Raw genomic sequence first — 12,120 nt, forward strand, 5'->3', positions numbered from 1 at the left:
GATGACAATCAGAATACTTTCTTGTTTAAAACAAAATTATCATTTTTTTTGAAACGAAATAGCTTTATCTTTGCGACAACTAAAAATAAATTTATGACTTTACGTAAGTATTTAACAAGCCGTGTGTTTTTTGTACAAATCTTGATTGCCGCTGCAATTATTGCAGTTTTAGGTTATTTGTTTATGCATTGGCTGACTTTTACAACTGATCATGGACATGAAATTGCTGTTCCTAATTTATCTAAATTGACGGAGGAACAGGTTGAAGCAAAATTAGACGATTTAGACTTGGACTATGTGCTTTTGGATAGTGTGGATTACCGAAGTGAATTTCCTAAATACAGTGTTGTTGAGCAAGATCCGTTGCCGGGAACAATGGTAAAAGTGGGAAGAAAAATATATATTAAAATTAATGCATCAGGATTTTCATCTGTAAAAATTCCTGATTTAATAGAGAAAACGTATCGTGAAGCAGTCCCAACTTTAAAGGCTTTAGGGCTTGAGCAGGGAACGATTACTTATATCCCTAATCTTGGAAAAGATATGGTTTTAGAGATGCGTTATAAAGGTAGAAACTTAAAAGTAGGAGACCGCGTGCTTAAAGCGTCTAAAATCGACTTGGTTTTAGGTGATGGAAAAGCAAGTTATGTAGATGAAAGTCAGGCGACAGACAGTACAGCTGCGCCAACTACTGAAACCCCAAAAGATGAACAATAATATTGAAAATTTAGATCTGGAAGACGAATTATACGAACATTTTAGATTTGAAGTCCCTAAAGGTCAGGCGTTTTTGCGTATTGACAAGTATTTAATGAATTTGATTCAGAATGCGACGCGAAATAAAATTCAGAACGCCGCTACTGAAGGAAACATTTTTGTAAATGATATTCCGGTAAAATCAAATTATAAGGTAAAACCACTTGATGTTGTGACAGTTATGTTAACGCATCCGCCATTTGAAAACCATATTCTGCCGGAAGATCTTCCTATAAATATTGTGTATGAAGATGATGCTTTGTTGTTAATTAACAAGGAACCGGGAATGGTAGTGCATCCGGGTCACGGAAATTATACCGGAACTCTGGTAAATGCTTTGGCACATCATTTTGATAATTTGCCAATGAACAGCAGCGAACGCCCAGGTTTGGTACACCGAATTGATAAGGATACCTCCGGACTTTTGGTTGTGGCAAAAACAGAAGCTGCAATGACGCACTTGGCGAAACAATTTGAAGCTAAAACTTCTGAACGTGAGTATATTGCTCTTGTTTGGGGAAATGTTGCCGATGAGGAAGGAACGATCGAAGGAAACCTTGCAAGACACTTAAAAGACCGTATGCAAATGGCTGTTTTTGCTGATCCTCAAATAGGAAAACCTGCAATTACGCATTATAAAGTGTTGGAGCGTTTTGGTTATGTTACTTTGATTTCCTGCAGATTAGAAACGGGAAGAACACACCAGATTCGTGCGCACTTGAAACACATCGGGCATCCGTTATTTAATGATGAACGCTACGGAGGTCATTTAATTTTGAAAGGAACTACGTTTACAAAATACAAACAGTTTATTGAGAATTGTTTTAAAGCTTTGCCTCGTCAGGCTTTGCATGCTAAAACACTTGGTTTTGTGCATCCAACTACAGGCGAAATGATGCGTTTTGATACTGAATTACCGCAGGATTTTCAGGATTGTATCGAGAAATGGCGTAATTATGGAAAGACGCATAGTATAGAAGAGGAAGAGTAAAGATTTTAGAAATTAGATTTTAGAATAAAGAAAATAGAGAAAAGATTTTCTCGTATAAAAAAAGCTCCAAAAATTGGAGCTTTTTTTGTTTTTCACAAACAAGAGATAAGTTTATTATGCGGGAACTGATTCTTCTTAATATCTTAATTTTTTAAAACTTTATTAAAGGCTTTTAATCGTTAAGTCGGTTACTTTTACTTCGCCGTTTGTGATAAAACCTAGTGTACCTTTTTTGCTTAGATTGCTTTTTTCGAGTGAACATTCTAATGTTGTTTCGTTATCGACTGAGAAATTCAGTTGATTGTTTTTCACTCTGATTTTTACAGTATACCATTTATTGTTTTCTAATTTAATTGGTTTTTTAAACAAAGTAGGACCTCCGCGCTTTTCATATTCATCACTACCTTTTTTGTAAACTCCTCTGCCAATAACGATATTTTGATCGATTGTATACAAATATGTTCTTATGTATTGTTCTTTATCCATGTTTAACATGACTTCAAACAAAGATTCCTTGATCAGGTTTACTTTAAAATCAATTTCATAGTTTTCAGGTAGTTTCTTTTTAGATTCTATTACACCCCAATGCATTGGACCTCCAATTCCTTTTAAGGTGTCGGCTTGCAGCAACCACTCTTTTGAATTTGATGTCCATTCTGATTTTAGTGTGGAGTTTTGGCTTATTTTGTATTCCTTTTTGGTTGTTGAAATTGTACCGCAACCCGAAGTGATTATTAGCGGAAATACCAATAAAGCGAGATATTTAATTTTCATTTTTGTATTTTTAATTTAACTCGGAGTGGTATTTTATTTTACCGATTGATCCTGTTGAAGCTGGTAAAAGTTCAAAAACCGAAGTAGGAGCAAGGCCAGTTTCCATGCGATGTGACACGTATAAAATACTAACATTGGTTTCTTGCTTGATGGTATTAATCAATTGAATTACCAAGTCGACATTTTCGTCGTCTAAACCTTCTACAGGTTCGTCTAAAATTAATAATGGCGGATGTTTTAAAACGGCACGCACAATAAGGGCAACTCTTTGCTGGCCGATGGAAAGATCGATAAAACGTTTTTTATGCAAATGACTCATTTCAATTACTTCAAGCCATTGCGCAACGGTTTGTTTTTGTAAAGTCGTTGGCTCAATATACAGACCAATAGAATCGAAAAATCCGGAAAGAATCATTTCTTCTAAAGTGTGCCCTTTTTGAAATAAATCCGTCATGGAAGTAGCAAAGATTCCGATTTGTTTTTTGATATCCCAAACGCTTTCACCGGTTCCTTTTTTTCTTCCGAATAAATGTAAATCCTGTCCGAAACCTTTTGGATTATCTCCTGTAATCAAAGATAGGATGGTACTTTTTCCGGAACCATTTGGACCAATTAATTGCCAGAATTCACCTTGTTTAATTGTCCATGAAATGTTGTCTACAATTTTGCGATCATCGTAACTTACCGAGACATTTTCCATTTTGATTAATATACTGTCAGGGAAGGAATGTAAATCTATCGCTTTTGGAATTGCAGATGTATTTAAGGTTTTAAACTGACTTCCCGTTTTTGAAATGGGATGTAATTCAAAAGTATTGTCTTTAATCTGCGCTTTATTTGGCACAAAATGAAGCACATCTGTAACTCGATTTACGATTTGTATAATAGCAATTTCATCTGTTAAGTCTTTTAAAGATTCGGCTAAAATAACGCGCGAAGCCTGATCTAAATGATCAAACGGATTATCGAAAATAATAAAATCAGGTTTTTGATTGATGCAGTATTTCAGGAATTCTTTTTTGCGTTCGCCGGATGAAAAAGTTCTCAATTGTCTGTTTGATTCCGGTGCAGCTTCTACAATATCGTATTGGTATTCTTTTTCGATGAATTTCTCAATGGCAATATCTGAAAACAGAATTCCTTTTTGGTCATTAAAAATGGCTAATTCACCTTTGGCTTCGCCGGAAAGTAAAGTTTGTATAAAAGCTCTTTTATTTACCTGATTTGATAAAAGTATATCCCAATGCTGCATTTTGTATTGTATTTTAAAATTGTGTCTATATTCTGACACGTAGAAATATAGTTTTTGTTAATTTAAAAATAGGTATTTCCCTTATTTAAAATCACATAAGTGTGTATGTGAAAGAAATATGTTTCTTTTTTTGTTCTTTGTACAAGGAAAATCTATCTTTCTATGTGTTTTATTATCAATAGGTTATTCTTTTTGTTTTGTTGCCATTTCGCAATCATTTCTTGACCATTCGCTCCAGGAACCTACATATAATTTTGGAATAGGAATTCCGGCGTAATCCATCGCTAATAAAGTATGGCAGGCTGTAACTCCGGAACCGCAATGCACGATTATATTTTCTGGTTTTTTATCGCCTACAATTTCTGAATATTTTTCAGCCAAAACGTCTGGTGATTTGAATAGTCCTTCTTCATCTAAATTTTCGCTAAGCGGAATATTTACTGCGCCCGGAATATGTCCGGCAATTAAATCCAGAGGTTCTGTCAAACCATCAAACCGATTTTTGTCTCTGACATCAATCACAATATTTTCGTCGTTATTTCGGGCTTTTTCTACCTCATCGATATTTGCCTGAGATAATTTCCATTCTGATATTGGATAATTTTCTGTTGGTTTAAAGACTTCAATTCCTGAACTTACAGGAAAACCAACTTTTATTGCAGCTTGTAAACCGCCATTTAAAACCTCAACTTTTTCATGACCAATGGCACGCAACATCCACCAAAATCGTGCAGCAGCATTTGAGCCGTTTTTGTCGTCATAGATTACTACGTGACTTATAGGTGAAATTCCGAGTTTAGAAAGTATTTTAGAAAATTTCTCTACTGATGGTAAAGGATGCCTTCCTCCATTTGACGGATCATTTTCTACTGTTGCTAAGTCCTGATTCAGATCTACATAACGAGCACCTTTGAGATGTTCTTTTTGATAGTTTTCCTGAGAATTAATTCCTGCTCTGGCATCGACTAAAACAATATCAGAAGAATGTTTTAATTTTAGTAAATCTTCAGCATTTATGATTGGTGATATTGATTGCTCCATTTGAATTGATTTGTACGGACTACTATCCCGGAATTTTTTCTATCAATATTTCGTTATTTGCTTTGTCGAAATAAGTACAGGTCATCTCAATAATATCAACGCGCCATTTTGCAATTCCGGATTGTGCGGCATGATTGCAGAATGTTAAATAATCAGTTTGACCGTCCTGATGCATTACTAAAAATTCAATAAAACGTTCTTTATTGGCAACAGGAGCAATTTGAATTTCAGGATATTTTTCTTCAGATGAAACGGTGTAACCATTTACGCCATAATATTCTACATTTCCATTATTGACAAATGTGTCATACCCTTTTACGCCCAAAATAATCAGGTCTTGTATATAATTTGGAAAATCTGCACCGCTTTGTACTTTGGCATGCGCTTCTTTTATTTGTTCGATTGTAAACATGTGTTTTAGTTTTAAAGTTAGGTTTGCCACGAATTTCACGAATTAGAATTATACATTATTCAAATAAAAATTTGTGATAATTTGTGAAATTCGCGGCTAATAAATTATGATTTCAAAAATACGATTAATGGTTTTATAAACTGGTCAAAAGATTCTATATGCGGTAAATGTCCTGTGTTAGGAACTTCGACTAATTTTGAATTGGGAATTGTTTTTTGCGTTTTTTTGCCAAGTTCCATATAATTACCCATTGTTTTTTTTACTTCTTCAGATACAAGAGGTTTTCCTATTGCAGTTTTATCTCTGGTCCCTATGATTAAAAGCGTTGGACTTTTGATGTTTTTGAATTCATATAAAACTGGCTGTGTAAAAATCATATCATACATTAAAGCCGAATTCCATGCAACTTTAGCATAATCCGGAGCTGATGTCCATCCGGCACCGAGTTCAGCCCATTTTTGGAAATCATCATTCCATTTTCCATCATAATAATTCGCCATCTGGTAGCTTTTTATGTTTTGATAGTTTTGCTTTAATTCAGATTCGTACCACCAGTCAACAGGTTTATAAGGCACAACAAGTTTCCAGTCTTCTAAGCCAATTGGATTTTCGAGAACCAGTTTTTCAGTAGTTTCAGGATACATTAGAGCAAATCGTGAGGCTAGCATTCCGCCCATGGAATGTCCGAGAATCGTTGTTTTCTGAATTCCTAAATGGTCAAGTAATTTTTTAGTATTCTCTGCTAATTGCTGAAAAGTGTATTGAAAATTATCCGGTTTTGAGGATTTTCCAAAACCTATCTGATCCGGAACTATTACTCTGAAACCTTCTTTAGTCAATGCTTTAATTGTAGTTTCCCAATAAGCGCCGTTGAAATTTTTACCGTGCAGTAAAACGATATTTTTGTTGTTGTAATTATCCGGTTTAATATCCATATACGCCATTTTAAGATATTGTCGCTGGTTGCTCAATTCTAAAAATTGTACAGGAAACGGATATTCATAATTGGTTAAATTAATATCGAGTGCTTTTACTTTTTCCTGCTGCGAAAAACACAAAATAGGAAGCAGTAAAAGAATAAGTTTTATATTTTTCATTTTTTGAATGTATTTCGTTTTCGAGTATTTATAAAATTAAAGTTAACGATTTTAAAATCAAAAAATAAAATCTTAAAATTATCAGAAAATATCTACTAGGAATTATGCCATTACGGCTATAATATTCAAAGCAATTTCAGCTAATTTTCTATCTCCTGAAATTTCAACTTTTTCTTTAGCTTCAGCCGGAGCCATTCCTTTTGAGAATAATAGCCACACGTCAATTGGATCAATTTTAATAGTTGCAGTTGGTTTAATATCAGATTGTTCAAAGAATCGCCAATGATATTCTTCTTTAATGATATTCCATTGACCGCCAATTTCAGTATTTACAATTAGCGTAACAATGGTTCCTTTTTCTGCTTCTATATCTTTATAAGTATGTGGCAATGCGTACATAAATGTACTGATGAAAGGATGAAATAACTCTTTTGTTAAAAGCGCTTGTTTACCCACGGCATTCCTAATTTGCTGCTGATGAAGGAATTTTTCAGTGTATTCCCTTGCGGTATGAAACCAATTTAACGACGTTTCTTCACCAGCCCATGCAACTGAAAATAAAGCATTTTCTAAAGGATTTAATGTTTGTAAATGGTCTGAATATTGCTTTCCTGTAGTTTCTAATAACTGTGTCAAAACAATAGGACTAAGTCGTTTTGTTGCATTTGTCCATGTCATATTAAGCTGATTTAAAAAAGCAACTAAATCTTCGTAGGAATTTATATTTTCAGGTTTTTCTCCAAAATAATGATCTCTGGATATCGACAAACCTCTTAAATTTCCGTCTAGTAAATGGGAAGCAATGTCTTTTACGGTCCATTTTCTGGCAACAGTTTGCATATTCCATTCTTTCTCAGTTAATGATTTTAAAAGTTCGATTAACAATTTATCTAATATCGCAAAAAGATGTAAAGTTTTAATAGGTACAATTTGCAAAGCTGCCATAACAGAATTATTTTTTAGGAATGTTTGTGTCGTTATTTTTTAAAGTTACCACTTGTTGCGGATATGGAATATCGATATTATTTTCGTCAAAACGCTTTTTGATACTTTGCAGTAAATCACAATACATTACAAATCCATCTGTGGAATTTTTTGCCCACGCCCATGCTTTCAATGTCACGCTTGAATCTGCGAGCGCGACAACGCGAGCGATTACTAAAGGTGTTTTTTGCTTTTTATTCTCAGCTGTTCTGGTATCAATAAAAAACGGATGTCTGGCAACTTCATCTTTCATGATTTCTAATGCATTTTCTATATTAGATTCATAACCAATTCCAATTTCGATTATTTTACAGCATTTTGTATCATGCATATTCGTGTTTACAATAATCTGATTGCTAATTACTGAATTGGGAATTATTATTCGGTTGTTTTCAGCATCTTTTAGAACTACTTGTCTTAAATTGATATCTTCTACAGTTCCAACAAAATTGTTAATTGTGATTTTATCATTGATTCTGAAAGGTTTGAAAATTACCAGAAAAATTCCGCTTACAATATTGCTTAAAGCCTGTTGAGAAGCCAAGCCTGCAACCAGTGAAATCACTCCGGCTCCGGCTAAAAAAGAATGCCCAATGATTTTAAATTCAGGAATTTGGATCAACGCAAAGGCAAATCCTAAAATGTAAATTACGGTTATAATTAAGTGCTTTAAGAATCTGAAACCAGTTGCATCATATTCCTTATTGCTTAATTTTCGGTACAAAAAATAACGTAATACCTTATCTGTAATCGCACCTAAAACTATTGTAACAATTGCTATTATTACAATGAAAATCACAATTCTAAAGTCTTTTATGTAATCAATCATACGTTTTAATTTTTAAGAAAAAAGCCAAAACAGCTGTTATAATTTTGGATTGGTAATTTTTAAGAAATGACTTTTTGGTTAAAATGTATTTCAAAAGTCAGAAAAGCTAATTTACGAAGTTTAGCTGTTTCCAGGATTTATAATTGTTATAATCAGTAAATTATTATGTAATAAGATTTTTTGTTACAATTTTTAAAGTAAAATATGCAAAAAGGCATATTCCATGATTTTAAATTGATTTGATGATTTAAAGATTCTGTTTCATTGTAGAATATTTAACGTGTTGATATTTAGAATTGTAAATCAGGATAGGGCAGGACGGTCTCTCTTGGGCTTATGGCTAATTTGGTTATAACTATTTAACCATTATAACCGTTTACTATGAAAAGAATTACCTTAAAGTTTAAGCATTTGCTTAAAATTTTTATGATCTTTGGTTTACTCACAACCATTTACGATTTACAAGCTCAAACATTAGCTTTTCCTGAAGCTACAGGTTTTGGACGTTTTACTACAGGTGCGCGAGGTGCTGCAAATCCTCAAATTTACCTGGTGACAAATTTAAACGATAGCGGACCGGGATCTTTTCGGGATGCTGTGAGTCAGGAAGGCAGATTTGTGATTTTTAAAGTTGGCGGTATTGTCAATTTACAAACTCAGGTTGTTGTAGCAAGTAATAGCACTATCGCGGGTCAAACTGCAACCGGCGAAGGAATTGTATTTTTAGGGCCACGCGTGACATTTTCAGGTGCGAGTAATACAATCGCCAGATATCTCAGGATTCGCTACGGAGGAAGTGCTCAAAACCAAGATGCGTCAGGACTTTCAAACGGTGCAAATTTAATTTTTGACCACATGACTTTTACCTGGGGAACTGATGAAGTTTTTTCTATCAACTGGGATAATAAAGGTATAAGTCCGGATAATATCACGATTCAAAATTCGATTATTGGGCAGGGATTACATCGTCATAATCATTCGGCTGGTGGATTGATGCAGCCTTCCGGCGGAAAAATAAGTTTGATTGGAAATTTGTACATCTGCAATAAAACCCGAAACAACAAAATAAAAGGAATCAATGAGTTTGTAAACAATGTGGTTTACAATTGGGGGAATTACGGCAATACTTACGGACATGCTGAATCTGGAGATGCTTATATTATGGGCGGAGATTCGGCAGGAAGTTCTGATGTTAATATCATCAATAATTATTTTATTGGCGGTCCCAATACCAGTACAACCATTTCAACGCCGTTTAACAGAGGAAATGATAATTTCTCTTTGTACGGCGCGGGCAATTATTTTGATAATAATAAGGACGGAATCTTAAATGGAACATTAGTTCCGGCAGATTTAACGGGATATCCTACGGGAAATGCATCGACGATTTTGTCAACACCCTATGATTATCCTATGAAAAACACAGCACTTTCGGCAGTTAATGCTTATAATAAAATTGTGCAAAATGTTGGCGCTTCGTACCCAAGACGCGATCAGGTTGAGAATTTAATGATTACGGATTTGATTTCTAAAGGAACAACTGCAACTTATGTTTACGTTCAAACTGATTTAACACAGAAATTTGGTTTTATAAACGGAGGCGCAGGACATGTTTATGGCGCTCCTGCTCCTTTAGATGCTGATAATGACGGAATTCCTGATGTGTGGGAAGATGCAAACGGGCTTGATAAAAATACTGCTGATGCTTTGTTGGTAAGTGCAAATCATGCACCTTATTTGAATATTGAAGTCTACATTAACGGATTGACAAATGAAACTGCTCCTGATTTTATTATTCCGCCCTCTGATATTACGTTTACAAATGTAGTTTCAACCGAAGTTCCAGCTTCAAGCTCGTTGACTTTGAATTGGGGAGATAATGCCACAAATGAAGATAATTATGTTTTAGAACGTTCTTTAAATGGAACTGATTTTACTGTAATTGCAACTTTAGCTGCAAATACTACAAGCTATAATGATATAAATTTGATCCCGAATACTCTATATTATTATCAAGTTAAGGCAACAAATAGTTCAGAATCATCGGTGTATAATACAATAGCAATTATAACCACACCGCCAATTCCATCAGCGCCAGCTAAAGTAACTTCTCCAATTCCTGCAACGGGATTTAATACTGTTGAATTGTCAAGTGGAAATGTAACTTTAAATTGGAGCGGAAGTTCAAATACAGTTAATTACTCGGTATATTTTGGAACTGATATTTCAAATTTAATCAAGTTGGCTGATGTTCCGTATGCTGTTAGTCCATCATATCAGGTTACGGGTTTAAATCCGGCAATAAATTATTATTGGAGAATTGATGCATCAAATGCTAAAGGAATTACAACTGGAGATGTTTGGAGTTTTCGTGCCATAACGCCAAGTATTGTTGGTCATTGGCCATTTAAGGAAACAGCATTACAAGGTGAACAAATTGAAGATATTACAAGTTATGCAAATCACGGTTTATTAGATGTGAATTTTGATAATACGGCTGTAAGAGTTCCCGGAAAGGCAAATAATGCGATTGATTTTTCGACGTCTTTGAGTAATAAATCGATGGTCAATATCCCGAATCAGGATTATTTATTATTTGATAAAAATTCGTTTACGGTTTCATTCTGGATGAAGGCGGCTCCGGCTTTGTTGCCAGGTTCATCATCAACGAGTATTTATTTATTATGCAAAGGATCGTTTACCAAAAATGCCACAACTGGCGCAACCGGCAAAAGATATAATATAGAAGTTAAAGGCGGTCTTTTGCGTTTTGCAATTGATGATGATGTTACAAAGAGAGAAGTAACTACTGCTGCTGCGAAATATTTTACCGGAGATTGGGTAAATGTGGTTATTATGAGAGATGTAATGGTGCATAAAATTAGAATTTATACTAATGGTGTTTTTTCGGCTGAACTTGATGAATCGACAGTTACCGGAATTGCCGAACCAACTGATTTGATAATAGGTAATATTGGCGAACTTGAATTATCATCCGGTACGGCGCCGGCGCCGTATAAAGGTCAGTTTGATGAACTTCAGCTATTTAATTATCCTTTGAATGCTAGCGAAGTTTTTGGTTTATACACTCAGGTTTTTTTGAGTACGGATGAATTTAGCCAAAGCAAAAACGATGTAATTGTCTATCCTAATCCTGTAAAAGATCAAATTTTCATTACTATTCCTAATCATAATTTATCTTTTGTAACGGCTGCTTTAGTTGATATGACAGGTAAAATTATTCTTAAGGAAAAAATATTTTCTGACGGGAATGGTATTTTTTCTCTCCATATTACCAATAAGAAAGTGAAGGGGATTTATATGCTTACTATTTCCGGCGAAAACTTAAATCGCAGCTTTAAAATTGTGACTGAATAAGAAATAATCTGTTTTTATAACTAAAAAACCGTTACAAATTAATGTAACGGTTTTTGTATTTTATAATAAGTTTGATTTAGTTTAAAGTCCTACGAAATCATCACTTTTTGGGAAGATGCTCAAAGCTTCAATTGCAATTTCCGGAGTTGGAGAAGCTAATTTTCTAAGTTTTGTGTCCATCCATGCTCCGTCAACGGTGATTACGGCACAAAGTGTATCATCTTCTTTTCTAAATTCGTGAATGATGGACCAGCGTGAAGCATCGGCTTTCATTTTTGAAGTTTTAGTGTGAAGAAATATCTTATCAGAAAGTTTTAGTTCTTTTCTAAAAATACATTCTTCTCTAAATAATACAGGTCCAAAGCTTTGTGTTTGCATCACTTTTAAAGTTAAACCTAATTCTTCAAGGATTTCGATACGATGTTGCGCACCAAAATCATAATAAGCGCTGTGACGAACGTGAAAATTTGGGTCAAGATCTGACCAGCGAAATGATAATTCTTTAATAAATGAAGCCATTTTTATATTTGTATTTTAAATTCTTTTAGAGATATTATTTCCCTGAAAGAAGTATTAATTTTAATGAAAATCGAAATTACAAATAAA

General features: G+C 34.2%; 11 protein-coding genes. 3 read left to right on the top strand and 8 right to left on the bottom strand.

From position 1 onward, the window contains the following. Positions 1-93: 93 nt before the first annotated feature. Together ACHRVX_RS02985 and ACHRVX_RS02990 are read left to right on the top strand one after the other, a co-directional pair. Positions 94-717: a PASTA domain-containing protein gene (locus ACHRVX_RS02985; RefSeq protein ID WP_213305815.1), complete on the top strand. Its 624-nt coding sequence runs from the start codon at positions 94-96 to the stop codon at positions 715-717. Further along, positions 707-1,747 (top strand): RluA family pseudouridine synthase, encoded by a 1,041-nt coding sequence (locus ACHRVX_RS02990; protein ID WP_395328989.1) that lies wholly within the window; start codon positions 707-709, stop codon positions 1,745-1,747. Before ACHRVX_RS02985 ends, ACHRVX_RS02990 begins: the two co-directional genes overlap by 11 nt. A 162-nt stretch (positions 1,748-1,909) precedes the next feature. Here ACHRVX_RS02990 and ACHRVX_RS02995 read toward each other — a convergent pair whose 3' ends face one another. The 7 genes from ACHRVX_RS02995 to ACHRVX_RS03025 all read right to left on the bottom strand — a co-directional run bounded on the left by ACHRVX_RS02995 (position 1,910) and on the right by ACHRVX_RS03025 (position 8,136). Then, positions 1,910-2,521, bottom strand: a complete 612-nt coding sequence (locus ACHRVX_RS02995; RefSeq protein ID WP_395328991.1) for a hypothetical protein — start codon at positions 2,519-2,521, stop codon at positions 1,910-1,912. Positions 2,522-2,531: 10 nt separating this feature from the next. Continuing rightward, positions 2,532-3,773 carry an ATP-binding cassette domain-containing protein gene (locus ACHRVX_RS03000; protein WP_395328993.1) on the bottom strand — a complete coding sequence of 414 codons (1,242 nt, stop codon included), beginning with the start codon at positions 3,771-3,773 and terminating at the stop codon, positions 2,532-2,534. Between the two features lie 183 nt (positions 3,774-3,956). Then, entirely contained in the window at positions 3,957-4,814 is an 858-nt protein-coding gene (locus ACHRVX_RS03005) for a sulfurtransferase (RefSeq protein WP_395328995.1), read from the bottom strand. 22 nt (positions 4,815-4,836) lie between these two features. Beyond that, positions 4,837-5,226, bottom strand: coding sequence for a DUF1398 domain-containing protein (locus tag ACHRVX_RS03010; RefSeq protein WP_395328998.1), 390 nt, complete (start codon positions 5,224-5,226; stop codon positions 4,837-4,839). Positions 5,227-5,330: 104 nt separating this feature from the next. After that, on the bottom strand, positions 5,331-6,323 hold the full coding sequence (locus tag ACHRVX_RS03015; protein WP_395329001.1) for an alpha/beta fold hydrolase: 993 nt from the start codon (positions 6,321-6,323) through the stop codon (positions 5,331-5,333). A 102-nt stretch (positions 6,324-6,425) separates the two neighbouring features. Beyond that, positions 6,426-7,268: a maleylpyruvate isomerase N-terminal domain-containing protein gene (locus tag ACHRVX_RS03020; RefSeq protein WP_395329004.1), complete on the bottom strand. Its 843-nt coding sequence runs from the start codon at positions 7,266-7,268 to the stop codon at positions 6,426-6,428. 7 nt (positions 7,269-7,275) lie between these two features. Then, complete coding sequence (locus tag ACHRVX_RS03025) at positions 7,276-8,136, bottom strand: mechanosensitive ion channel family protein (protein WP_395329007.1); 861 nt, start codon at positions 8,134-8,136, stop codon at positions 7,276-7,278. A 381-nt stretch (positions 8,137-8,517) separates the two neighbouring features. Here ACHRVX_RS03025 and ACHRVX_RS03030 point away from each other — a divergent pair, with 381 nt between their 5' ends. Further along, on the top strand, positions 8,518-11,514 hold the full coding sequence (locus tag ACHRVX_RS03030; RefSeq protein ID WP_395329009.1) for a LamG-like jellyroll fold domain-containing protein: 2,997 nt from the start codon (positions 8,518-8,520) through the stop codon (positions 11,512-11,514). 81 nt (positions 11,515-11,595) lie between these two features. Here the strand turns inward: ACHRVX_RS03030 and ACHRVX_RS03035 are convergent, their stop codons facing one another. Next, entirely contained in the window at positions 11,596-12,033 is a 438-nt protein-coding gene (locus tag ACHRVX_RS03035) for a thioesterase family protein (protein ID WP_089479560.1), read from the bottom strand. Positions 12,034-12,120: the final 87 nt, after the last annotated feature.

The organism is Flavobacterium sp. FlaQc-47, from assembly GCF_044006475.1.
In the GTDB taxonomy this organism is placed as follows: Bacteria; Bacteroidota; Bacteroidia; order Flavobacteriales; family Flavobacteriaceae; genus Flavobacterium.

Excerpts from the sequence above, each read along its gene's own strand:
- ACHRVX_RS03000 (WP_395328993.1), bottom strand. The coding sequence starts at position 3,773 with ATGCAGCATTGGGATATACTTTTATCAAATCAGGTAAATAAAAGAGCT.
- ACHRVX_RS03005 (WP_395328995.1), bottom strand. The coding sequence starts at position 4,814 with ATGGAGCAATCAATATCACCAATCATAAATGCTGAAGATTTACTAAAA.
- ACHRVX_RS03025 (WP_395329007.1), bottom strand. The coding sequence starts at position 8,136 with ATGATTGATTACATAAAAGACTTTAGAATTGTGATTTTCATTGTAATA.
- ACHRVX_RS03030 (WP_395329009.1), top strand. The coding sequence starts at position 8,518 with ATGAAAAGAATTACCTTAAAGTTTAAGCATTTGCTTAAAATTTTTATG.
- ACHRVX_RS03010 (WP_395328998.1), bottom strand. The coding sequence starts at position 5,226 with ATGTTTACAATCGAACAAATAAAAGAAGCGCATGCCAAAGTACAAAGC.
- ACHRVX_RS03035 (WP_089479560.1), bottom strand. The coding sequence starts at position 12,033 with ATGGCTTCATTTATTAAAGAATTATCATTTCGCTGGTCAGATCTTGAC.
- ACHRVX_RS02985 (WP_213305815.1), top strand. The coding sequence starts at position 94 with ATGACTTTACGTAAGTATTTAACAAGCCGTGTGTTTTTTGTACAAATC.
- ACHRVX_RS03020 (WP_395329004.1), bottom strand. The coding sequence starts at position 7,268 with ATGGCAGCTTTGCAAATTGTACCTATTAAAACTTTACATCTTTTTGCG.
- ACHRVX_RS02995 (WP_395328991.1), bottom strand. The coding sequence starts at position 2,521 with ATGAAAATTAAATATCTCGCTTTATTGGTATTTCCGCTAATAATCACT.
- ACHRVX_RS03015 (WP_395329001.1), bottom strand. The coding sequence starts at position 6,323 with ATGAAAAATATAAAACTTATTCTTTTACTGCTTCCTATTTTGTGTTTT.
- ACHRVX_RS02990 (WP_395328989.1), top strand. The coding sequence starts at position 707 with ATGAACAATAATATTGAAAATTTAGATCTGGAAGACGAATTATACGAA.